Source organism: Hyalangium ruber, assembly GCF_034259325.1.
GTDB classification, from domain to species: Bacteria; Myxococcota; Myxococcia; order Myxococcales; family Myxococcaceae; genus Hyalangium_A; species Hyalangium_A rubrum.
This window is the reverse complement of record NZ_JAXIVS010000003.1, coordinates 648,975-669,457: the sequence shown is the minus strand read 5'-3', so window position 1 is coordinate 669,457 and position 20,483 is coordinate 648,975. Positions and strand designations below refer to the sequence as shown.

General features: G+C 66.6%; 24 protein-coding genes and 1 pseudogene. 12 read left to right on the top strand and 13 right to left on the bottom strand.

Translation table 11 applies throughout. The features are described from left to right. Nucleotides 1-87: 87 nt before the first annotated feature. The 3 genes from SYV04_RS11700 (at nucleotide 88) to SYV04_RS11690 (ending at nucleotide 2,598) form a co-directional block, all read left to right on the top strand. A complete protein-coding gene (locus SYV04_RS11700; RefSeq protein WP_321545777.1) occupies nucleotides 88-786 on the top strand; it encodes a hypothetical protein in 699 nt (232 codons plus the stop codon). A 262-nt stretch (nucleotides 787-1,048) separates the two neighbouring features. Next, the gene (locus tag SYV04_RS11695) at nucleotides 1,049-1,261 is read left to right on the top strand and encodes a hypothetical protein (protein ID WP_321545776.1); all 213 of its coding nucleotides are present in this window, start codon (nucleotides 1,049-1,051) and stop codon (nucleotides 1,259-1,261) included. 143 nt (nucleotides 1,262-1,404) lie between these two features. After that, nucleotides 1,405-2,598, top strand: coding sequence for an immunoglobulin-like domain-containing protein (locus tag SYV04_RS11690; protein ID WP_321545775.1), 1,194 nt, complete (start codon nucleotides 1,405-1,407; stop codon nucleotides 2,596-2,598). A gap of 75 nt (nucleotides 2,599-2,673) precedes the next feature. On the opposite strand, the gene SYV04_RS11685 is transcribed toward SYV04_RS11690, so the two are convergent. From SYV04_RS11685 to SYV04_RS43715, 3 genes and pseudogenes are all read right to left on the bottom strand, one after another. Continuing rightward, nucleotides 2,674-3,135, bottom strand: a complete 462-nt coding sequence (locus SYV04_RS11685) for a PaaI family thioesterase (protein WP_321545774.1) — start codon at nucleotides 3,133-3,135, stop codon at nucleotides 2,674-2,676. 61 nt (nucleotides 3,136-3,196) lie between these two features. Further along, the gene (locus SYV04_RS11680) at nucleotides 3,197-3,352 is read right to left on the bottom strand and encodes a hypothetical protein (RefSeq protein WP_321545773.1); all 156 of its coding nucleotides are present in this window, start codon (nucleotides 3,350-3,352) and stop codon (nucleotides 3,197-3,199) included. A 72-nt stretch (nucleotides 3,353-3,424) separates the two neighbouring features. Then, nucleotides 3,425-3,535, bottom strand: a pseudogene (locus SYV04_RS43715) (LysR family transcriptional regulator); the annotation flags it as partial. Between the two features lie 296 nt (nucleotides 3,536-3,831). Between SYV04_RS43715 and SYV04_RS11670 the strand changes: the two are divergent. Beyond that, nucleotides 3,832-4,359, top strand: coding sequence for a (R)-mandelonitrile lyase (locus SYV04_RS11670; protein WP_321545771.1), 528 nt, complete (start codon nucleotides 3,832-3,834; stop codon nucleotides 4,357-4,359). A 110-nt stretch (nucleotides 4,360-4,469) separates the two neighbouring features. Next, entirely contained in the window at nucleotides 4,470-4,820 is a 351-nt protein-coding gene (locus SYV04_RS11665) for a cyclophilin-like fold protein (RefSeq protein ID WP_321545770.1), read from the top strand. A gap of 197 nt (nucleotides 4,821-5,017) precedes the next feature. Here SYV04_RS11665 and SYV04_RS11660 read toward each other — a convergent pair whose 3' ends face one another. Beyond that, entirely contained in the window at nucleotides 5,018-5,374 is a 357-nt protein-coding gene (locus SYV04_RS11660) for a hypothetical protein (RefSeq protein ID WP_321545769.1), read from the bottom strand. A 252-nt stretch (nucleotides 5,375-5,626) separates the two neighbouring features. On the opposite strand from SYV04_RS11660, the gene SYV04_RS11655 reads away from it, so the two are divergent. Then, nucleotides 5,627-6,772: a tetratricopeptide repeat protein gene (locus SYV04_RS11655; protein ID WP_321545768.1), complete on the top strand. Its 1,146-nt coding sequence runs from the start codon at nucleotides 5,627-5,629 to the stop codon at nucleotides 6,770-6,772. Nucleotides 6,773-7,073: 301 nt separating this feature from the next. Beyond that, nucleotides 7,074-7,421: a hypothetical protein gene (locus tag SYV04_RS11650; protein WP_321545767.1), complete on the top strand. Its 348-nt coding sequence runs from the start codon at nucleotides 7,074-7,076 to the stop codon at nucleotides 7,419-7,421. Between the two features lie 28 nt (nucleotides 7,422-7,449). Here SYV04_RS11650 and SYV04_RS11645 read toward each other — a convergent pair whose 3' ends face one another. Together SYV04_RS11645 and SYV04_RS11640 are read right to left on the bottom strand one after the other, a co-directional pair. Continuing rightward, nucleotides 7,450-7,875: a VOC family protein gene (locus SYV04_RS11645; RefSeq protein ID WP_321545766.1), complete on the bottom strand. Its 426-nt coding sequence runs from the start codon at nucleotides 7,873-7,875 to the stop codon at nucleotides 7,450-7,452. Further along, nucleotides 7,872-8,585, bottom strand: coding sequence for a TetR/AcrR family transcriptional regulator (locus tag SYV04_RS11640; protein WP_321545765.1), 714 nt, complete (start codon nucleotides 8,583-8,585; stop codon nucleotides 7,872-7,874). Before SYV04_RS11640 ends, SYV04_RS11645 begins: the two co-directional genes overlap by 4 nt. Before the next feature lie 482 nt (nucleotides 8,586-9,067). Between SYV04_RS11640 and SYV04_RS11635 the strand changes: the two genes are divergently transcribed. Beyond that, on the top strand, nucleotides 9,068-10,282 hold the full coding sequence (locus SYV04_RS11635) for a hypothetical protein (RefSeq protein ID WP_321545764.1): 1,215 nt from the start codon (nucleotides 9,068-9,070) through the stop codon (nucleotides 10,280-10,282). A 69-nt stretch (nucleotides 10,283-10,351) separates the two neighbouring features. On the opposite strand, the gene SYV04_RS11630 is transcribed toward SYV04_RS11635, so the two are convergent. Further along, nucleotides 10,352-10,795, bottom strand: coding sequence for a DUF1801 domain-containing protein (locus tag SYV04_RS11630; RefSeq protein ID WP_321545763.1), 444 nt, complete (start codon nucleotides 10,793-10,795; stop codon nucleotides 10,352-10,354). Between the two features lie 86 nt (nucleotides 10,796-10,881). Between SYV04_RS11630 and SYV04_RS11625 the strand changes: the two genes are divergently transcribed. After that, nucleotides 10,882-11,616: an endonuclease/exonuclease/phosphatase family protein gene (locus SYV04_RS11625; RefSeq protein WP_340371383.1), complete on the top strand. Its 735-nt coding sequence runs from the start codon at nucleotides 10,882-10,884 to the stop codon at nucleotides 11,614-11,616. A gap of 194 nt (nucleotides 11,617-11,810) precedes the next feature. Next, the gene (locus SYV04_RS11620; RefSeq protein WP_321545761.1) at nucleotides 11,811-12,356 is read left to right on the top strand and encodes a hypothetical protein; all 546 of its coding nucleotides are present in this window, start codon (nucleotides 11,811-11,813) and stop codon (nucleotides 12,354-12,356) included. A gap of 83 nt (nucleotides 12,357-12,439) precedes the next feature. On the opposite strand, the gene SYV04_RS11615 is transcribed toward SYV04_RS11620, so the two are convergent. The 3 genes from SYV04_RS11615 to SYV04_RS11605 all read right to left on the bottom strand — a co-directional run bounded on the left by SYV04_RS11615 (nucleotide 12,440) and on the right by SYV04_RS11605 (nucleotide 13,789). Further along, a complete protein-coding gene (locus SYV04_RS11615; RefSeq protein ID WP_321545895.1) occupies nucleotides 12,440-12,718 on the bottom strand; it encodes a helix-turn-helix domain-containing protein in 279 nt (92 codons plus the stop codon). A 24-nt stretch (nucleotides 12,719-12,742) separates the two neighbouring features. Continuing rightward, nucleotides 12,743-12,958 (bottom strand): hypothetical protein, encoded by a 216-nt coding sequence (locus SYV04_RS11610; RefSeq protein WP_321545760.1) that lies wholly within the window; start codon nucleotides 12,956-12,958, stop codon nucleotides 12,743-12,745. Nucleotides 12,959-13,120: 162 nt separating this feature from the next. Beyond that, complete coding sequence (locus SYV04_RS11605; RefSeq protein WP_321545759.1) at nucleotides 13,121-13,789, bottom strand: hydrolase; 669 nt, start codon at nucleotides 13,787-13,789, stop codon at nucleotides 13,121-13,123. A 368-nt stretch (nucleotides 13,790-14,157) separates the two neighbouring features. Here SYV04_RS11605 and SYV04_RS11600 point away from each other — a divergent pair, with 368 nt between their 5' ends. Next, nucleotides 14,158-16,386, top strand: coding sequence for an RCC1 domain-containing protein (locus SYV04_RS11600; protein ID WP_321545758.1), 2,229 nt, complete (start codon nucleotides 14,158-14,160; stop codon nucleotides 16,384-16,386). 109 nt (nucleotides 16,387-16,495) lie between these two features. On the opposite strand, the gene SYV04_RS11595 is transcribed toward SYV04_RS11600, so the two are convergent. After that, nucleotides 16,496-17,440: an RCC1 domain-containing protein gene (locus SYV04_RS11595; RefSeq protein ID WP_321545757.1), complete on the bottom strand. Its 945-nt coding sequence runs from the start codon at nucleotides 17,438-17,440 to the stop codon at nucleotides 16,496-16,498. 212 nt (nucleotides 17,441-17,652) lie between these two features. On the opposite strand from SYV04_RS11595, the gene SYV04_RS11590 reads away from it, so the two are divergent. Beyond that, nucleotides 17,653-18,573, top strand: coding sequence for a phosphotransferase (locus tag SYV04_RS11590; protein ID WP_321545756.1), 921 nt, complete (start codon nucleotides 17,653-17,655; stop codon nucleotides 18,571-18,573). Between the two features lie 23 nt (nucleotides 18,574-18,596). On the opposite strand, the gene SYV04_RS11585 is transcribed toward SYV04_RS11590, so the two are convergent. Together SYV04_RS11585 and SYV04_RS11580 are read right to left on the bottom strand one after the other, a co-directional pair. Beyond that, entirely contained in the window at nucleotides 18,597-19,355 is a 759-nt protein-coding gene (locus SYV04_RS11585; RefSeq protein ID WP_321545755.1) for a DUF5953 family protein, read from the bottom strand. After that, nucleotides 19,352-20,266: a DUF6310 domain-containing protein gene (locus tag SYV04_RS11580; RefSeq protein WP_321545754.1), complete on the bottom strand. Its 915-nt coding sequence runs from the start codon at nucleotides 20,264-20,266 to the stop codon at nucleotides 19,352-19,354. Before SYV04_RS11580 ends, SYV04_RS11585 begins: the two co-directional genes overlap by 4 nt. Nucleotides 20,267-20,483 lie beyond the last annotated feature (217 nt).

The window sequence follows — 20,483 nt, the reverse complement described above, 5'->3', positions numbered from 1 at the left end:
GAGTTGGCCCGCAGTGTGCTCTAGGGCTGCGCGGCCACATGGTCAATCGGCCGGGACGCATGGTGCGTCTCAGGGGGAGAAGCAGTCATGTTCAGTCTGTTGAAGTTCAAGGAGCCCACCACCACGAGCGCCGCCGCCGCCGCCGCCATCCCGGAGGGCACGACGCTGCAGCAGGTGCGCGAGGAGCTGCTCGGGCTGATGGCCCAGGAGCACACCAACCACCACCGGATGGGGCAGCTCTACAACTACATCGTGAAGGAGAAGCTGGCGGAGGGGGCCGGCTTCAAGGACGCCCGGGATTACCTCAGCCAGCACCTGGCGGACTTGTCGCAGTCGTCCCTGAGCATGTACGGGGCGGTGGCCGCCGCCTTCAGCGAGCCTGTCACGCGCCGCTTCGGCGTCACGTGCCTGTACCTGCTGCTGACGTACAAGGAGGCGGCGGACCTGGAGGTGAACCACGCGGAGCCGGGCAACACCCTCATCGAGGTGCCGGACGACAAGGGGCAGGTGACCGCCAAGCCCTTCTCGGCGTGCAGCGTGGAGCAGATGCGCAAGGCGATCCAGCGCAGGCGCAAGCCCTCCTCCAGCAAGCCCTTGCCTGCGGAGGCGGTGGCAGTGGCGGAGCAGTACCACAAGGCGGTGGCAAGCCGGTTCCCGCAGGGGGTGCTCGTCAAGGTGCAGGTGCGCAACCAGAAGGGCAAGGCGGTGCTGGACTTCAAGGGCATCCCCGTGGAGCAGGTGAGCCAGCTGCTCGAGGCGCTGAAGGGGCAGCTGCCCTCGGTGTGACGGGTGGAGTAAACGCCCGGGGCATGAGCCTCGGTGAATGAAAGCAGTGGCGGCCCTCTACCTGGAAAGCGCGGAGGGCCGCCGCTGTGTTGGTGAGAGAGCCCATGCCCAAGCGATTCTTCGAAGCTCGCGGACGATGTAATTGATCCCCGTGGACGGTGGAGGGCCAGCCGGATCAGTACCTCATCCTCGTGGCCACCCGCATCATCCGCTGTATTGATGAAAAGGCGTCCCGGATCAACTCTGGACGCACGAGGACGGAGTGCCTCACAAGGTCGGTCAGTATTTCTCCGTGCGGGACATGGGCATCGAGAAGGCCAAGGCGGGAAGCGCCCAGGCGTTTCGTTGCGAGGGGTGGATGGGCCCGCTGCTCGTCTCCGGGGAGATCAAGGACGCGGGCCGCGCCCCGTTCCGTCGTACTCACGGGCAGGGCTGGCGAGTCGCCGTTGCTCTACGTGGCGCCGGGCACCGTTGAAGTCCCATCCGCACATGCCGCGGTCCGTCATGCTTCTGGCACAAGAATTTGAAGCCATTCTTCATTTTTCTTCCCAAACCAGTTGTTGATTGAAGCTCCATAGACGTATCATTTCGCAGCCTCACCGACAGGAGCCTCCATCCATGATCCCTCTCCCGTTGCCTTTTGGCTTTCCCTCTCTGCGTCTTTCGCGGTCGAAAGACAGCCTTGCCAAGATGCTGCTGGCTGTGAGTCTTTGTGGGCCTCTGGCCGCGAACGCCACCCCCATTACCGTGGAACTGGAGCCCATCGATGACGCGATGGTGACCTCAGCGATGCCCTGGACCAATTACGGAAGCCAGACAGGCTTTGCGGTGTCGCCGGTCTGGCCGATGGCTGGCGTCGACTCCTCACGCGAGACCTTCCTGAAGTTCGACCTGAGCGGCATTCCCCAGAACTCCCAGGTGCTCTCCGCCAGGCTTCGGGCTACGGCGCACGATGGTTTCGCCTATGGGGGCGATGGCAACGTTTACACACATTTCGTGCCGGACGACTCATGGAGCGAGGGTTCCCTCATCTGGCTCAACAAGCCCGCCGTTTCGGGAGCGCCCGTGGGCTCCTGGTGGCTTTGGTATGACGTTCGCCACGTACAGCCCCGGCCGGAGCAGCTTGGCAGCACCGAGACCGTGGTGCTCGCTTCCCTGGTTCGGTACCAGGCCGAGACGGACAACCTCTTGAGCCTGCGGCTGAGCTCGCCAGGGTACGAGACGTTTTATTACGCGTCTGAATACCCCGATGCCAGCAAGCGCCCCAAACTGGAGATCCGCTACGAGCCACCGGCGTGTGAGCTCATTCGGCCTCCGCCCACGCTGACCCTCCGAGGCAGCCAGGAAATGATTCTGCAGTGCGGCATGAGCCCCTGGCAGGACCCGGGCGCCACGGCCACGGATGACTGCGGCCCCGTGGCGGTGGAGCGTTTCAACTCGGGCGCGGATGCCTATGGCCCCGGTCCCAACGCGAACGCCGAGGGCACCTACGCGGTGCAGTACATGGCCCGCAACCCGTATGGTGACACGAGCGCCGTGCGCACCATCCTCGTGGAGGACACCGTGCCTCCCATGTTCCAGTTGAACGGGGGCACCGAGTTGCATCACACGTGCGGCAGCCAGTGGGTGGATCCCGGCTTCGTGGCGCTGGACGCCTGCTACGGCAACGTCACGCAGTCGGTGCAGGTGTCCGGCTATGTGAACGGCTGGTCTCCGGGAACCTATACGGTCACCTACCAGGCCACGGACAGCGCGGGCAATTCGGCCCTCCCCGTGACGCGCACCGTCCACGTGGCCAATTGCCCCTGGTAGGTCTTCCTGGATCTTGCGCCAGAGGACCATCGGGAGCGGGTCCGCTGCGGTCGAGGTTCGTCGCGCGCGGCGAACCTAGGACTTGACGTCGTCGCGGCCAGCGACCGTCATCATCGTGGCGCTCATGGTGGCGACCAGCTTCTCGCGGTCGCCCTCGACGGCGTAGGCCCGGCCTTCGACTACGCTGATGGTGCGGCCCGGCTTGACCACCGTGCCGACCAGGCGGAAGCGCTGGCCCCGGGCTGGCGCGACGAAGTTGATCTTGTATTCGATGCTGAGCACGCCCACGTCGGCCGGCATCAGCGTGGAGGCGGCGTAGCCGCAGGCCGAATCGAGCGCGGCCCCGAGGATGCCTCCATGCAGGAACCCATGCTGCTGGGTGAGATGCGCAGCCCAGGCCAGTTGCACCTCCACCTCGCCGGCCTCCACGCGCACGAGCTCCGCGCCGATGGTGCCCATCGCGGCCTGGCGGGCGAAGCTTTCGCGCACCCGCTCGGCGTATGCGGGATCGGCGGGCTGGAAGTCGGTGGGCGGCATGGGGCGCTCGGGTGGGAGTGAATCGACGTCGACGTCAACGTCCATTCTAGTGCCGGGTTGCTCAGGTCCGAGCACCGCCGCTCACCGTGCCTCGGAACCATGGGGCCCTCGGCGGTGCCACCGCTGGCTCCAGGGCATACGCCAGCCCCTGTCCTTCGGCCGCGAGCGCCACGCTGGTCATGTGGTCGTTCGTGGCGATGCCGCCGCGCACGGGCACGCGTCAGTTCTTGTGCCCTCGCTCGAGCTCCCAGATAGACACGAACGTCGAGAATGTCCCCTTGGCCAGGCCTGGACCGGCCTCCTCCACCAACCGCCGCTCTGCGTCCGTCACGGCCACGCTGCGCGAGGTGCGGTTGAGCAGCACCACGCCCAGTTTAGCCTCGAGCTGGCGCACCGACTGTCAACCCAGGCTTAACGGCTCATGCGCATTCAGCCCGTAGTCCCCGGCGGAGCCGGGGGTTACCTCGAAGGCCATGACCATCCAACTCGCCGGAGCGTCCGAGGCGGCGGCCCCTCGCTCCGCGTCATGGGGAGCCGTTGATGCTGGCCTCGGGCCTCGTCGTCGCTCTGGCGCCGAACTTCACCGTGCTCATGATCGGACGTGCCCTGCTCGGCGTCGCCATCGGAGGCTTCTGATGGATGCAGCGCGATGAGGCGCGGATGCACGTGCAGCTTGCGAAACTCAGGAGGACGGACATGAACATGAAGTGGCTCATCGTTACGCTCGTCGGGTTCCCGGTTCTCGGCGTGGCGCTCACACAGCCGGGCCCGGTTGCCACCACCGCGCGCGGTAGCGCCCCCGCGCCGCGCATCACTCGCGCCGGGACGCAGGCCTCCACGAAGGGGCCCGCTGAGTGGTTTACCGGCACGGTGCGCGTCGACCCGCTCTTCTCGGCCACGCCCCCTGCGCGCACCTCGGGCGCCAGCGTCACCTTCGAGCCGGGCGCGCGCACCGCATGGCACACCCACCCGCTGGGCCAGACGCTCGTGGTGACGGCGGGCGTGGGCCGCGTTCAGCTGTGGGGCGGGGCGGTGGAGGAGATTCGCCCAGGCGACGTCGTACAGATTCCACCCGGCCAGAAGCACTGGCACGGCGCCTCTCCCACCACCGCCATGACGCACCTGGCCCTCCAGGAGGCGCAGGACGGCAAGGTCGTCCAGTGGATGGAGAAGGTGAGCGACGCGCAGTACGGCGCAGAGCCGGGGAAGGGGACGACGCCATGACACCCCCTCTAAAGGCCCGGGCGCACTCCGGGGCCTCCTTCCTCCTCGCACTCGCGTTGGTGGCGCTCCCCGCCCATGCGCAGCAGAAAACCCCCGAGAGGGCCAATCCCATGAAGATTCGACTGATCCTCGGTGAAACGGTCCTGACGGCAACGCTGCACGACAACGCTACCGCCCGCGACTTCGCGGCCCTGCTACCCCTGACTCTCACGCTCACGGACTACGCGGCGACCGAGAAGATCAGCTACCTGCCGCGCAAGCTGTCCACGAAGGGCGCGCCCGCGAGCTCTGGCGGCAAGGCCGGGGCCATTACCTACTACGCCCCCTGGGGGAACCTCGCCCTGTTCCACAAGGATTCCGACCCTGCGAGCGGGCTCATCACGCTCGGAACGCTCGACAACGGTGTCGAGGCCTTGAGGAAGCCCGGTCCCTTGCAGGTGAGATTCGAGCGTGCCGAATAGGAGCGGCGCGATTGGGTCCTCGGCTGCCTCGTGGGTCTCCAAGGGCCTGAAGTAGCTGGCCTTGGGCTTGCTGTGGCCGGCGAGTGGGCTCAGCTCGCGGCACTCACGGTGCCTGCTGACCGTGTCTGTCTGCTTGAAAGTCCTGACGTCGAACCGCCGGTTCACGCGATCACTCTCGCAACCGTCGCACGGGGCTTTCACTGCCCGGTCATCCGCTCCCACGCCGTCATCCCCACGCCCCCGATGAGGTTGAGCATCACGCCGAAGCGCTCCATTTCTCCTTGGATGATCCTGCCCTGGGAGTAGCTGGCGATGGAGTCGCGGGCGAAGGTCGAAGCCTCCCGGAAGTGGGCGGTGGACTGGCGCATGGTGCCCTGACTCACGCCCTGCAGGTTCTCCATGACGCTCCGGTGGGAGGCGGGGGAGATACCGAATCCCCCCTGCTGCAGCGCGGAGTTCACCCCGCGCACGAGCCTGCCGTAGAAGCTGGGGTTCTCCTGGGCCTGCCTGTCGATCTGCCCGCGCAGCCTGTCCGTCTGGGAGTAGTCGGACACGTGAGCGTTGGCGGGCTCGCGAGTGCTGGGGGCGCTCGCCGGTGTGAGACGGGGGAGTCCTCGGAGCGGGAGGCTCGCAGGAAAACGGATGGGGCGGTTTCCGGGAAATCCGATCGGAGCCATGAGCTCTCTCCTCGAGAAGTGCGAACAGTCCACACAGATACGGTACCGGGGGCAAAACGGATTTGAGGGCTCCCGCAGCTGAACGACTGCACCATGAATCCCCTTGAAAAACAAGTAAAAGCAGAATAAATGGGCGACATGACGCACTCCTTGAGGCAGCTGCTGGAGGAGGGGCGCCTTCAGGAGGTACGGGAGGCAGCCGCGCGCCACCTCGCCCAGCATCCGGACGATGAGGAGGCCCTGCTCGCCCTGGCCAAGGTGGCCCTGTTGGATGGCAGGGCCGAGCAGGCTGAGCAGTTGTTGTCGCGCGTGAAGTCCGAGAGGGCGCAGGTGGAAATGACCCTGCTGCGCGCGGCCGCGGCGATTCAGCGCAAGGACTTCACCCGGGCGCGCGAGTTCTACCAGGTGCTCATCCACCAGCCTTCGCCTCCCGCCGAGGCCTGGCATGGGCTGGGGGTCGCGCTGTTGGCCCAGGGAGACATCCTCGCGGCCCGCGAGGCGCACGAGCATGCCGTGGCGCTCAAGCCCCAGCAGTCCGGCTTCCGCTTCGAGCTGGGGATGACGCTGGCGATGGAGAATCGCTCTCGGGCCGCGGTGCATGAGCTCGTTCAAAGTCTGCGCCTGGAGCCGCGGGATGTACGCGGTTACTGGGCGCTGGCCCAGCTGCTCAGGCAGCACGGCAAGATGCGGTCGGCCCAGCACATCCTGGAAGCAGGCTTGAAGCAGGTCCCCCAAGCCCAGCTCCTGCTGGAGGCGCTGACGGCGGGCCAGGAGCCCACCGTGGAGGGCGCCGAGGCGCCGGAGGCGGCACTGTTCCATCGAGCCGCGAGGCTGCTGGAGCGCAAGCGCGGCCGTGAAGCCTTGAAGCACCTGAGGGAGGGCTGGGCGCAGGGGACGCGCTCCCTGCCACTCAAGCTCCTGGAGGCCGAAGCTTGCGAGATGCTCCAGCCTCCGGACATGCCCGGCGTCATCCATGCCTATGAGGAAGCGATCGCGTTCGCGCCGGAGCACTGGGAGCCCTACACGCGCCTGGGCGTGTGTTTGTTGAAGGAGGGCCACCGGCATATGCCGCGCGCCATCGAGTTGCTGGAGACGGCGCGGCGGCTCGAGCCCACGATGCCCGAGACCTCGCTCAACCTGGTCCTGGCATACGTCAAGGCGCAGCGCATGGCCGAGGCGCTTGCCCTGGCGCAACAGGTGGTGGATGGCCTGGCGCCGCAGCATCCCCTCCACGCCCAGGCCACCCGCCTCTTGGAAGATCTGCGCCAGAGCTAGCCAGCACGCCTCAGGAAATTCCGCCAGGCACGAGCACGGAAAGTCCGGTCCTCCGCATACGCTGTTCCCAGGGGCTCCACATCCGGGATCACCAACCTCCGGGGTGCCATCGGCCTCTCGCGGGACGGGGGCAAGACGTTCAAGGAGGTCTGGTACAAGGACAAGGAAGGCGCCAGCGTCGAGAACGTCATCTACGTGCCCGAGACGAAGCTGTTCGTGGCCGTCGGCAGGGCCGGAATCCTCACGTCACCGGACGGCGAGAACTGGAAGCAGGTGGAGCTCCCGAAGGCGGCCCGGCTCCATGAGCTCCACTCCGTCGCGTACGGGAACGGCTGGTACGTCGCCGTGGGAGGGCGGCAAGTGGGCGCTGGGCGTGGGGCCGCAGGGCTTCATCACCGCGTCGACGTACGGCAACTTCCTCAGCTCCCCGGACGGAGAGAAGTGGACCCAGTTGACGAAGTACACCCGCGCCACTCCGCAAGACATTGCCTGGATCGGTGGCAAGTGGTGGATGGTGGGGCAGGGGGCCAATACCTACTGGACCTCGCCGGATGGCAAGGAGTGGACGGAGCTCAACTTCACGGTCGACTCCGAGGAAGCGAAGATGACCCAGAGCTACACGGGCATCGTCGGGGTCGAGCTGAAGTAGAGGCGTGCCGACTGCCTCGAGGATGCGCTCACCCTGCCTTGGCCTCGACCGCGACGTCGAGGACCCAAGTGATGCCGAAGCGGTCCTTGAGCATCCCGTAGAGCGGTGACCACCCCGACTTCGCGAGGGGCACGACGACCGTCGCGCCCAACGCGAGTTTCTCCCAAAGCCCGGTGATTTCGTCGGCCGAGTCGCCACGCACCGAGACGAAGAACGCGTTCTTGCCGGGCTCCCACGGCTGCCGCGACGGCACGTCGTACGCCATCACGCGGAAGCCGTTCCTGGCGGCGACCTGGCCCCACATCACCTGATCGGCCTCCGCCGGGACCTGGACGTTGTGAGCGTCCTTGTACGTGACGATGGCGATGTCGCCGCCGAAGACGGACTTGTAGAACTCGAGGGCCGCGCGGGCTTCGCCTCGGAAGTTGAGGTGGTGGGTGACTGCGATGCTCATGACTCTCTCTTTGCGGTTCGGGGTTTCGAGCGTGTTCGACGCCCGGCTCGTCGAGGCGACGAGGATTCGATGCGGCCGGAGTGCCCGGGAACAAGGCCGAGGGCTGGCAAGACGACGCCGTCCACCATCGAGACGAGGAACGCCAGGTCGAACGACTTGCGTTGGACCAGGCTGCGGTATGCGGCCATCGACGGAATGACCTGCGACAGCGTGACGATGTCGGCGGACGCGGAGATTTCTCCGCGAGTGATGGCTCGCTCCATCAGCGCGCGATGGGCTGCCGCCCACGGCTCGACCACCGCGCCGTTCGCGGCATCGGCGAGCGCTTCATCCTGCGAGAGCAGCGTGGCAAGCGCGGTCATGATCTTCAGCCGCCGGTCGCGCTCTTCGTTCGACTGCGGCTTGAACAAGCCGAGCAGGTCACCGCGAAGGGTGCCCGTGTCAGGGAGGTGCTTGAGATCGATCTGGTTGCGCTTCATCTGCGCGACGGCTTCGATGATCAGCTCTGACTTCGAGGTCCACCGGCGGTAGATGGTCGCCTTGCCGGCTCCCGCGCGCGCGGCGACGAGGTCCATCGTCAAGCCAACCGCTCCCACGTCCGCGAGCACGTCGAGCGCGGCGTCGAGGATCTTCGCGTCGAGCGAAGGATCGCGCTTGCGGCCAGGCTGCGCGGGCGCGGCCTCATCAGGGTGTTGCGTCTCGGCGCTCATCAACGTGCCTGGGTGTCACTCGGTGGGAGACGACCGGTGTGCGGCAACGTCGTGCGAGCAGCGGCTGCGAACGCGAACATCCACAGCCCGCTGTTTCCGAGGACTTCGTAGCGCATGGAATATTCGGTACTGCTTGGTTTCGGAACTGTCAAGTTCCGAAACCGCGTAGTCCGATGCGACCATGGCCCGACGGCGACGGGCTCCGCCACGACTCCAGCTCATTCCGGCTGGGCCGCCAGCGCGCAGGCCTCGTGCTAAGGCTCTTTCACCGAAATCGACGGATACATCGAATTAACGGATGTAACCTGTAGGTACATGGTGTATACCGGGAGGTACCCACGCATATTGAGGTACACCCCTTGGCCCTCAAGACTGGTCGCCCCCTCCCCCCGAGGCCCCCTCCGCCCAAGCCGCTTCCCCCTCCACCCCCACCCCCGCCCCCGCCTCCGCCCCCGCCGGTCACACCGAAGAAGACGGTGGGCGTGAAGGCTGGCCTGGTGAAGCTCAAAGGGTTCTCGGGGCGCAGCACCTTCGTGAGAGGGCCCGCGCCGAAGGCGAAGGCGGCCAATCTCCAGGCGCCGCAGGGCACGGCGAGGGCGGAGTCCCCCTTCAAGGCGAAGGTGAAGGGCGCCGTGGCCCGGCTCGGAGCCGCCGTCACCGGTACCGCCGGCAAAGCGCTCACGGGTGGCCCCCAAGCGGCGAAGGCCAAGGCCATCTCCGGCCCAGCGCCACGGCGAGAGGACGCTCCGACCGTCTCACCGGTCAGGAACGTCGGTGATGCCTTCACGCAAGGCACGCAGGCCTGGGGTAACACGACGGCCAAGATGGGGCGTGCGCCCAATCTCAGCAGGCTCCCCAATCACGTCCTGTCCACGAATCAGGAGGTTGCCCGCGGCCCTCAGCGAGCCCAGTTCGAGGCGGTCCGGGCAGGCCTGGAGCAGAGGTATGGGCGAATCCACACTGATCTCGACGTGCATTCGAGGAACTATTCCACGCAAGGAAACCTGGACCGTTACAGAGGCAGGGTCGTTCACGTCTTTGTTCCGGAGAACGGACTGCGCCTGCATGGCCCCGACGGCTCCCCCACCACGACCAAGAAGGAGATGGATGTCGCCCGGCGGGTCGAATTCCACGGCCCGGGCGTCCAGAACGTCGGCGGCAAGCCGCAGATAGCGAACCGGTTGGGCCCCGCTCCCGAAACGCCGAGGACTCCAGACACGGCCAGACAGGGCCTGGAGAGGGCGGGGGCGGGGTTGAACGCCGGGGGGTTCTTGTTCGCGGCGGGCAACGCGATCGCGAATGCGCCTCGCCAGGTGGGCGAGACCTTCAACAGTCTGAGGAATGGCGACGTCGCTGGCGCGCTGCACAGCGGCGGCCAGGTCGCGCAGCACGCTGCGAACCTCGTGGCAACGGGCGCTCAGGTCGTCGCGGACTTCGGCCAGCGGGTGGTACCCAGCGTCGCCAGGACCGCGGGACGCTTCGTGCCGGGAGCGAACGTGGCCATCGCCGCGCTCGATACCGCGCAGGCCGTCAGGAGTTGGTCCGATCCCAACACCAGCATCGGGAAGAAATGGGGCGACAGCATCACCGCCGCGGGGTCCGTCGTCGCGGCGCTCCCCATCCCCGGGGCCAGCCTTGTGGGCGGCGGGATCGCCACGGTCTCCAGCTTCTTGACCGGCTGGCTCGCCCCCAAATAGGGCCGCGGAAGCGTTCTCCCTCCCGGGTCTCCTGCCGCCCGCGACGTGGGTGAAAGCGGGAGTGATGGGCTAGGAGCCCTTCACCGGCCATTTCTTCTTCATGTGAGCGAGGCCACCGGAGACGATCTTCTCGAGGACGGCCATGTCCACGTCGGCGAGCTTGTTGATGTAGAGGCAGCCGCCGGCGCCCATCTTGTGCTTGCCGAGCTTGGCGAAGAGCGCCTTGGGCTCGTCGCCCTCGCAGCCGCCCCAATAGACGGAGAGGCTGGCCTTGCGTGGGGAGAAGCCGACGACGCACGCGTCGCCCTCGCGGCCGGTGTCGTACGTGTAGTGATACGTGCCGTAGCCGATGATGGTCGGGCCCCACATCTTCGGCTTCCAGCCGGTGATCTTGGCGAAGAGTTTGAGGAGCTGTTCGGCGTCCTTGCGACGCGTGTCGTTTTCGACGGCGGCGACGAAGTCCTTGACGCTGACGGCTGTCGGCTGGGTCTTGATGTCCTTGGCGGTGGCCATGTCGCTCCCTTCTCGTTTGCGGCGAGTTTCGTGGAATCGAGCTGCATCAGCAACGCCGGATCCAGCCAGGTGAGCACGCTATCCGGTTGATCCAGTTTGGCCATGCCCATCGTATCGACATCATGGCTTTGCAGGAGGTGCCTCGCAGCCTCTTCAATGATCCAGCGCGTCTCCAGCAACTGTCCGCCGCCGTCACGGGCGCGGGATACGAGCTGTTGGCCATCCGGAACGAATACCCTCCCATCGACTTCAACAACCCGCGCCGGCCCACGGCGGAGCGCCAGAACGCCTACGTGGTCATCTACAATCCCGCGGTGGTCGAGCCCCAGCAGCCCCCCTTCGACCCCATCGACGGCGGCCTGACCTTTCATCACCCCGAGGCCTTCCATGAGGGAGCGCTGCTGCAGGCGCGCCCTCCCGTGGGGACGGTGTTCAACGTGCATCACCCCAACAACCAGGGGGACTCCGTGTTGCGCTTGCTGTCGTGGCACAACGAAGCGGGCACCCACGCCCGCGGCCACGTGGCGCAGCTGCAACAGGAGATCGAGAACGAGCTGGAGCCTCCACGCATTGGCCGCCGGGAGGACTGGGTCGTCGTGGGAGACTTCAACGTCCAGGATGTCACCGAGGAGATGCAGGAGCTGGATCGCGACTATCAGGTGCTGACCCACGATGACGGCATTGATCACATCATCACCAATGCGCCCCTCAACAACGTCATCAATGACGACCCGGTGCTGAACATCGACCAGCAGTTCCGGAGCACCGGCCGCCACTTGGCCCTTTTCGGGGAGCTGCTGCTCTCAGCTCCCCGGCCCTGAAGCGGCCAGGTGTCTTCCCGCGGAAACGGCAGCGCGACGGTGACCCTGAACGCCTTTGGGACGAGAGTGTCGTGACTGGGAGTGTTGCATCTCCATCACTGAGAGTGTATATCGAGTTTGTCCTGTTTGGCGGTTATTGCCAACTAGACTCGAAAAACCATACTCACACACTCCTCAAGTAGAAGGGACGCACGATGAGCTCTCGCAGCGTGAAGACGGGTCAGGTGCTGGTCAAGTCGCTGATGGCGGCGCTCGCACTTGGCACGCTGGGAATGGGCGCCACGGCCGAGGCGGCTTGCACTCCGGCCGGCACCATCCAGGACAACACCGGCTACAGCCCGGACGTGGACTTCACCTACACCGGCGCGTGGACTCACTCCTCTTCATTCCCCAACGCGCTGTACGGCACGCTGAGCTGGACGAAGGATGTGCCCAACCACTGGTACGGAATGGACAAGGCCGTGTCCTTCTCGTTGGAGTGCCGGACCGCCTTCGACTACTTCTACTCCGCCGCCTACAACCGCGGGCACGCCACCATCGTCGCGGTCAACAACGTCACGGGTGAGTGGCGGCAGCTGGGCTCGGTCGACCAATACAGCCCGACGATCGAGTACGGCAAGAGCGTGCGCATCAGCGTGCCGTGGACGCAGCGGACCACCATCTACATCTCCGCCAACGGCACGAAGCACCCGGCCTCGATCGACACGTACATCGACATCGACGCCATCGTGCCACGCTAGACGCATAGGCGTGACAGGGACGCTGTCGAGAGCGGCTTGGGATGAAGTCACATGGCTCGGGTTCGACGACGCGTGGAGGCGTGCTAGTGCTTCCGGTCCCGCCGCCACACCGCGGGCGTTGTGCCATGCGCCCGTCGGAAGGCCTTGCCGAAATGCACCGCGTCGGCGAAGCCTGTCTCCTCGGCGACCTGCTCCAGCGAGGCGGACGTCGTCACCAGCATCTCCTGCGCACGCTTGAGCCGGGCCTGCAGTTGCCATTGATACGGAGCTACGCCAGTGGAAGCCTTGAAGGCCCGGCTGAAGTGCGCTTGAGACAGGCCCACCAGCGCGGCCAACCTCGACAACTCGACCCGCTCGGGCAGGCGCGACTCCAGGAAGTCGATGACTCACCGCAGCTGCCAAGGCGCCAGCCCCTTGCGAGCCGCGGGGCTTTCTTCACGACGAGAACCCACCAAGGCGAAGATGGCGGTCGTCAGCCCGTCACCGTAGAGCTGGGTGGAGGGGTCCTGGGTCTCCACCGCTCCGGCCAGCAGGCGCATCAGTGTCCAGAGACGGTCGTCGGCGAAGCGCAGGCGCGGCGCGGTCAGGGCGTCCGAGCTCAACGCCTGCTCCAGGCGTTCACCCAAGCCTGAGCGGGCTCAGTCGCTCCGCGCGTGTCTCCACGGACATCGCCCTCCTGAATCTCCCTGAAGGAAATGGAACTCAGGAGGACGATATCAATAGAACGGAGGAGCGCTATCCCCGAACAGGGGAAGACAGCTTGCTCACCTGCCCTGGTTGGCCCGCCCCGCCGCCAGCAGTTGCATCTCCCAGGCGTAGGCCACGGAGCTGCCGCCGCCATGGTCGCCGATGATGCTGGCGAGCGCCGCGACACTGGCCTCGCGGGCCCAGTCGCGCTGCCACTCGGAGATGACCGCCATCCAGGTGATGGGCGTCACGCCCGCCATCTGCATGCGCCGCACCGCCATGTCGTGCGCCTCGGCGCTGACGCCGCCCGAGGCGTCCGTGACCACGTAGACCTCGAAGCCTTCACCCGCGGCCTGAATGGCGGGCATGGCCAGGCAGATCTCCGTCCACAGCGCGGCGAGCAGCAGCTTCTTCCGCCCGGTCTTCTTCACCGCGTCCACGACGCGGCTGTCCTCCCAGGTGTTGATGAAAGTGCGGTCGATGGGCTTCTGCTCGGGGAAGACGTCCTGCAGGCCCTTCACGAGGTAGCCGCCGCGCTCCTCGAGGACCGTGGTGAGGATGGTCGGCACGTTGAAGGCCTTGGCGCCCTTGGCCAGCCCAATCACGTTGTTCAGCACCATCGTCGGCTCGTGGCTGTGCAGGTTGGCGAACTGGAAGGGCTGATGGTCGATGAGCACCAGCACGGTGTTCTGGGGTGTCAGCAGCGCATCGAGGCCGCGGTGGGGGGAGGCAGGGGGCGAGCTCATGGTGTGGAGACTCCGGGTGAGGGGTGAGACGGGGCGCGGCGCGGACAGCGCGACCGGGCGAGAGGGGGCGAACGAATCGGCGACATCATTGGGCCCGAGACCGGGAGCGAAAACACGGTATGGACCTGCGCTCTCTGGTCTGTTCCTGCGCTCGAATGAGCAGAAATGGCCGGAGTTCCGTCCGTGCAACGCTCACCACGCACCCGCATTATTTCTGGTTTTTCCAGATGGGTTTGAATTTACGCAAATTCCGAGCGTCTGGGGGCGCCGTCCGGGCGGGGTTGGCTGACAAGCCCCGGAGCCGGCGCATCACCCTTCGACCCCTCATGATCAGGAGTCTTCCGATGCAAAGCGGTGCGAGTTCTTGGATGAGACACGTGTTGAGCCTGGGGCTGGGCCTGTGGCTGGTGAGCGGCTGTGGCCTGCCCGCTGAAGGCCCCCCGGCAGAGCAAGAGGTATTAGGGGCTGTCCAGCAGCACGTGCAGTCGCGCTTGCTGGTGAGCGCGGGCTGGGATCACTCGGTGTCCGTCCGCCCGGATGGCACGGTCTGGGCCGTGGGCTCCGACAAATATGGCCAACTGGGAAACGACACGACGCCCGGTGGCGCCACAGCGGTGCAGGTGACAGGGCTGAGTGGCGTGGTGGCCGTGGACGCCGGCGACTACCACACGCTGGCGTTGCGCTCGGACGGTACCGTGTGGGCCTGGGGCCGAGGCTTCGAGGGGCAGCTGGGAACGGGCTACTGGTCCGATCGCACCACACCGGTGAAGGTGGAGGGCTTGAGCAGCATCGTGGCCGTGGCCGCGGGAGCGAGCCACTCGCTGGCGGTGAGCTCCACGGGGACTGTCTGGGCTTGGGGCGAGAACGATGACGGAGCCCTGGGAGATGGCACCTTGTTGGAGCGCACCACGCCGGTCCAGGTGCTGGGGTTGAGCGGTGTGTTGGCCGTGGCCGCGGGCTCGGACTACTCGCTGGCGTTGCGCTCGGATGGCACGGTCTGGGCCTGGGGTTCCAATTACGGCGGCAGGTTGGGAGATGGCACCACGACAGACCGGACCTTGCCGGTGCAGGTGCAGGGGCTCACCAGCATCGTGGCGATCTCCGCGGGCAGCTTCTCGCTGGCACTGCGCTCGGGAGGCACCGTCTGGGGTTGGGGTGCCAACTCCTACGGTCAGCTGGGCGACGGCACGACGACCGAGCGTCTCGTACCGGTGCAGGTGCAGGGGCTTAGCGGAGCGACGGCCGTGTCCGCGGGCTCGGGCTACGCGCTGGCGGTGCGCTCGGGAGGCACCGTCTGGGGTTGGGGTTCCAACTTCTCCGGCGAGCTGGCGACGGGCAGCAGGGACTCCCTGCCTCACCCCGTGCCAACCCAGATCCAAGGAGCGGTGAGCGGAGCCGTGGCGGTGGCCGCCGGTCATGACCATTCGCTGGTGAGGCGTTTCGATGGCACCGTGTGGGCCTGGGGCTCCAACGAATACGGCCAGCTGGGCAAGGGGAGCGCCTCTTCCTCTTCGCGCCAGGTGCTGGGGCTCAGCGGGGCCGTGGCCATGGCGGGCGGCCTGGACCACTCGCTGGCGTTACGCTCCGACGGCACCGTGTGGGCTTGGGGCTCCAATGCCTCCGGCCAGCTGGGGGATGGCACCACGTTCAACCGCTCCGCGCTGGTGCAGGTGCCAGGGCTCAGCGGAATCGCGGCCGTGGCCGCCGCGGGAAGCCATTCGCTGGCGTTGCGCTACGACGGCAGCGTGTGGGCCTGGGGCTCCAACGAATACGGCCAGCTGGGGGATGGCACCACGGTCAACCGTTCCGTGCCGGTGCAGGTGCAGGGGCTGAGCGGGGTGGTGGCCGTGGCCGCGGGCAAGACCCACTCGCTGGCGCTGAGCTACGACGGCAGCGTGTGGGCCTGGGGCTCCAACGAATACGGCAAGCTGGGAGATGGCAATACCTCGGTCAGCCGTTCCGTGCCGGTGCAGGTGCAGGGGCTGAGCGGGGTGCTGGCCGTGGCCACGAGCAAGAACCACTCGCTGGCGTTGCGCGACGACGGCACCGTGTGGGCCTGGGGGCACAACATGTTCTACGGGCAGCTGGGAGATGGCACGACGACCAACCGCTCCGTGCCGGTGCAGGTGCAGGGGCTGAGCGACGTGGTGTTCGTGGCCGCGGGCCACATCCACTCCATGGCGGTGAAGTCGGACGGCACCGTGTGGAGCTGGGGCTCCAACGGCTTCGGCCAGCTGGGCCTCGGCACCCAGAGTGGGAGCACCAGCCGGACGCCGGTGAAGGCGACGAACCTGAGCGGGGTGGCCTTCGTGGCCGCTGGTGCCACCCATGCGATGGCGGTGAAGTCGGACGGCACCGTGTGGGCCTGGGGCTCCAACGAGAGGGGCCAGCGGGGCACTGGCGACGCGTACGATCTCTACACGCCGAAGCAGGTGAGTGGGCTGAGCGGAGGCCTGAAGCTGGCCGCTGGCGAGCTGCACTCGATGATGGTGGGTTCGGATGGGACCGGATGGGCCTGGGGCTTCAACGATGATGGGCAGCTGGGCAATGGCAAGCCCCTGTACATCCCGCTCCCCATCCAATCCCTGCTGAACTGAGCCCCACGGCGCATGAGAAGGACGGGAGGACTGGGTGCTGGCCGAGGATGAGTCCAGCACCCAGGCCGCTCGGGCCCTGGGCCTGACCGCTGCGCTGGAGTCCTGGGGCCTACGGAGGTGTGGTCTGGCCGGCGAAGTTGCTTCCCCAGCACTCCACCGTTCCGTCCTGCCTCAGGCCGCAGGTGTGGAACCCGCCCGCGCTGACCTGCGTGAAGAGGCCGGCTGGAGGCGTGGCCTGGCCTTGGTCGTTGGCTCCCCAGCAGCTCAGCGTCCCGTCCTGCCTCAGGGCACAGGTGTGGTACGTGCCCACGCTGACCTGCGTGAAGGTTCCCGTCGGTGGTGAACCTGGCACATGCTTGAAGCCCCAGCACGCGAGCGTCCCGTCCGTCTTCACTCCACAGGTGCTTCCGTAGCTTGCACTGACCTGGGTGAAGCTCCCCGCTGGGGGTGAGGCCTGGCGGCCGAAGTTGAGTCCCCAGCACGCGACGGTCCCGTTCGTCTTCACGCCACAGGAATACTGCATGCCCGCGCTGACCTGCGTGAAGGTTCCCGCGGGCGGTGAGGTCTCGCCGTAGGAGTTGATTCCCCAGCACGCGAGCGTCCCGTCCGTCTTCACGCCGCACGTGTGGGCAGTGCCCGCGCTGACCTGCGTGAAGCTGCCCGTGGGCGGCGTAGCCCGGCCCCCGTCGTTGTTCCCCCAGCACGAGACGGCCCCGGCCGTATCCACCCCACAGCCATGGTAATTGCCCGCGCTGATCTGCGTGAAGCCGCCAGTCGGCGGCGAGGACTGACCTTCGGAGTCGTCCCCCCAGCACGCGAGCGTCCCGTCCGTCTTCACGCCGCAGTTGTTGGAAGAACCCGCGTTGACCCCTGTGAAGAGGGTGGGTTCAGAGGCGAGTGAAAGGTTGCGATGGATGAGGGGAGAGGGGGAGCCCTCTCCCGCGCCGCATCCCAGCAACGGCAATGCGCTCACCATCGCCAGAAACAACAATCCCTGGGCTGCGCCCGGCAAGGATTCGAACACGCTCTTCGGACAGACGGGATGAAGATGCATCGGCTGTATCTCCTCTTCAGGTGACAAACAGGTTGTGTGGGGGATGCCAACTTCCGGCCCAGCAGGCGGATACGGCAAGAGACTGACGTGCGGGGATCGTCGACTCAACATGAAGGACTCGGGGAGGAGACAACTTTTTTGTGAATGCGTTGGGTGTGCCAAATTCATGGCCGTGGCCACGCCCGCAGGGCACGATGGGGGAGATGCCTCCAGTGAACCTGACTCCGGCGGAGCTCGCGGCGCGTAAGGCGCGGGCGGTGGATGCGGCGGTGGGCGCGGGCCGAGCGCTCGGACTCTCCGTGACAGCACCGAAGGTGCTGCATGACGTGTTCTCCGTGGTGGTGCACCTCGCTCCCTCGCCGGTGGTGGTCCGTGTGCCGCTGGTGCTGCCCCCGGGGTTCGAGGGAGCGGCGCAGGAGGCCCGGCAGGCGCGCGAGCTGTCTGCCGTGGCCTGGCTGGCGGAGCGAGGACTCCCAGTCGTTCGCCCGAGCCCCCTCGTCCCGCGCGAGCCCGTGCGGCGAGACGGCTTCTCGATGACGTTCTGGGAGCACGTGGAAGTGGATGCCTCCCGGGAGCCGGACTACCTGGCGGAGGCGGCGCTCGCGGCCGACCTGCACGCGGTGCTGCGGGACTACCCGGGCGAACTTCCCTTCCTCTCCCCCGTGGCGACGGTGCCCCTGTTCCTCGCCTCCCTGGAGGAGCACCCAGGGCTCTTGGCCCCCGCTGACCTGGAGCGGGCCCGGGGCGAATGGGCCGTCCTCGGGCCCATGCTCTCCTCGCGCGAGGCCTTCGAGCGGGCCTTCCCGGGGGTCGGCGTCCAGGCGATTCACGGGGACGCGCCGTCGTACAACATCCTCCGCACGCGCTCGGGAGTGCGCTACGCGGACTTCGAGGACGTGACGCTCGGGCCGGTCGAGTGGGATCTCGCGTTCCTCGGCCCAGAGGGTGCGTCCATCTACGACGCGGCGGCGGCGAAGGCGGGGGTGAGGCCGCTCGACCCGTCCGTGCTGCGCGTCATGGATGCCGTGGGGATGCTGCGCAATGTCGTCTGCTACGCGCTCGTGCCCCAGCTGCCGATGCTGGCCGAGGCGCTCGCGCCGGGCCTCGAGAAGTGGCGGACGATGCCGTTGTGACAGGAGACGCGCAGAAGCCTTCTTCAGCGCGGAGTGACGCGCCCGCCGATCTCCGGGAAGCGTTCGTAGGCCCGCTTTAGCGCGTCCAAGTGGGCGGGGTTGTCGTAATCGAGCGGCGCATCCGTGATCTGTACCACCCACCCGCCCGATGGCGTGCGCCGCGCCCGCGTGATCAGCTCGGCGTCGCGAGCGGGATCCGGGAACCCGAGGGCCTGCGCTGCGGCGGCAGACCAATAGTTCAGCCAGCCAAGGAACCAGGGAATCTCAGGCGCGGGGAGCTTCTCTGGAAGGTTGAGCATGGGAAGCCCACGAGGTGAGCGCTCCGGTCCATGAGGGGAGCGGCGAAACTGCTGCGAGACTTCCGAGCCGTAACCATACGGCGATGCATGCCCCCAGAACGAGCGCGCTCCCTCCGCCACGGCCTCAAGCACAGCTGCCGCTGCCGCGATCACAGGTTCGCCCAGTGGCAGTTTTGCATGCACTTCAAACTGGGACTGACCGCCTGGGCTCGAGAGCGCCGGGTTTTCACACCCCATAACCGTCACGGGGTAACTCTCGTCCCCGTTGCACATAAGAGGAAATCCTCCGTCTTCAATACTTTCTACGAGCCACGCGTCTCGCTGGGGCAATGCGATGGGGCGCCCGCCTTCGGAGAGCCGCCACTCCAGGCGCAAGCCGGGGAGCGCCTTCTCCATCCCATGGACGACATCCAGCGTGCGGCCGTCCTTGCCCACGAGCGCAGGCGCGTAGACGATGAGGGTGAGGGCTCTACGCTTGGTCATCGTGTGCATCCCGTGATGACGACATTGAGCGTGGGAATTTCTTCGAGCAGCGCGTCTCTGTGCGCTTGGGTGCTCACGCCAACAACGAAGTCATATCCACAGGCCAGCGCAGCAGCGCGCTCCTCGCGCAATTGCTTGAGTTCCTTCTCAATCTCCCGGTCCTGGATAAAGGCGTTGTACGTGTCAAACTGATGGGTCTTGATCTCCCACAGCACGCGCACGGCGACTTGCAGCGCATCGAAGCGCACACCGCCCACGAGCACGTCCATCCCGGGATAACGGTTCGGCGGAAACTTATCGGCGCACTCGTCATGTGGGTCATCCTTACCCGCGTGTGGGATCGGAATGGGCTCGCACTCAGGGTGGCGTGGGTTGGAGTCTGTCGGCAGTGAGGGGAAGAGGTCTTCGGTGCTCGGACCCTTTGGCTTAGGCGCTCGGTTCGCTAACAGTTCCTTGGTCGGTCGCGTTTGAGTCTTGGGCTTCGCACGCTTACGGGATGCGTTGCGTTGGTAAGCATCAATCCCCTCTTGGATCGCGGTTGCCACCACTACCGCGCCAATAACAATCACTGCACCGACAACGATCTCGGGTGCCGCAAAGACACAGAGGGCCACGGCTGCGGGAACTGCTGCACCCGCGTAGGCGACAGCGCATCTTCCGGTGACATCCCGAAACCTGACCCTGTCGCGATCGAGAGCATGAAAGCACCGCTCTGTAAGGAGCGGCCACTCGTTGGAGGCTTCCCGCACCACGCATTTCCCATCATCCGTCCACGGGTACTGCGCCGCCCGCTGAAGATTGGCGAATCTCGGACTCGGAGGACTCGGGTCCTCCAACTCTCCTGGGCTCGGATCCATCGTGGCGCAGGCCGAGAGAAGGAGCAGGGAGGCGCTGCAAGTTCGCGGACGCATGGCCACGTCCTTCAATCAAGAGAGGTGCTGCGGGTCAAGGCTACGCCGGTTCTCTGCTGGAGGCCCGTGTCCGACAGTTCCGGCTCGGGCCAGTGGCGCGCTCCAGGACGGCAGCCATGGTCGCCGCTTCGAGGGGCCGATTTTCAGAGGGAAACCGAGGGGAGCGCCGTTTTTCAGAGCGGCCGGTTTCCCCCCTACACGGGTTCGATTGGAGCCG

Coding starts and splice junctions, on each gene's coding strand:
- SYV04_RS11650 (WP_321545767.1), top strand. CDS start 7,074: ATGAGCTCCACTCCGTCGCGTACGGGAACGGCTGGTACGTCGCCGTGG.
- SYV04_RS11670 (WP_321545771.1), top strand. CDS start 3,832: ATGAACATGAAGTGGCTCATCGTTACGCTCGTCGGGTTCCCGGTTCTC.
- SYV04_RS11685 (WP_321545774.1), bottom strand. CDS start 3,135: ATGCCGCCCACCGACTTCCAGCCCGCCGATCCCGCATACGCCGAGCGG.
- SYV04_RS11595 (WP_321545757.1), bottom strand. CDS start 17,440: ATGCATCTTCATCCCGTCTGTCCGAAGAGCGTGTTCGAATCCTTGCCG.
- SYV04_RS11620 (WP_321545761.1), top strand. CDS start 11,811: ATGAGCTCTCGCAGCGTGAAGACGGGTCAGGTGCTGGTCAAGTCGCTG.
- SYV04_RS11665 (WP_321545770.1), top strand. CDS start 4,470: ATGAAGATTCGACTGATCCTCGGTGAAACGGTCCTGACGGCAACGCTG.
- SYV04_RS11690 (WP_321545775.1), top strand. CDS start 1,405: ATGATCCCTCTCCCGTTGCCTTTTGGCTTTCCCTCTCTGCGTCTTTCG.
- SYV04_RS11605 (WP_321545759.1), bottom strand. CDS start 13,789: ATGAGCTCGCCCCCTGCCTCCCCCCACCGCGGCCTCGATGCGCTGCTG.
- SYV04_RS11655 (WP_321545768.1), top strand. CDS start 5,627: ATGGGCGACATGACGCACTCCTTGAGGCAGCTGCTGGAGGAGGGGCGC.
- SYV04_RS11600 (WP_321545758.1), top strand. CDS start 14,158: ATGAGACACGTGTTGAGCCTGGGGCTGGGCCTGTGGCTGGTGAGCGGC.
- SYV04_RS11645 (WP_321545766.1), bottom strand. CDS start 7,875: ATGAGCATCGCAGTCACCCACCACCTCAACTTCCGAGGCGAAGCCCGC.
- SYV04_RS11630 (WP_321545763.1), bottom strand. CDS start 10,795: ATGGCCACCGCCAAGGACATCAAGACCCAGCCGACAGCCGTCAGCGTC.
- SYV04_RS11640 (WP_321545765.1), bottom strand. CDS start 8,585: ATGAGCGCCGAGACGCAACACCCTGATGAGGCCGCGCCCGCGCAGCCT.
- SYV04_RS11585 (WP_321545755.1), bottom strand. CDS start 19,355: ATGACCAAGCGTAGAGCCCTCACCCTCATCGTCTACGCGCCTGCGCTC.
- SYV04_RS11700 (WP_321545777.1), top strand. CDS start 88: ATGTTCAGTCTGTTGAAGTTCAAGGAGCCCACCACCACGAGCGCCGCC.
- SYV04_RS11580 (WP_321545754.1), bottom strand. CDS start 20,266: ATGCGTCCGCGAACTTGCAGCGCCTCCCTGCTCCTTCTCTCGGCCTGC.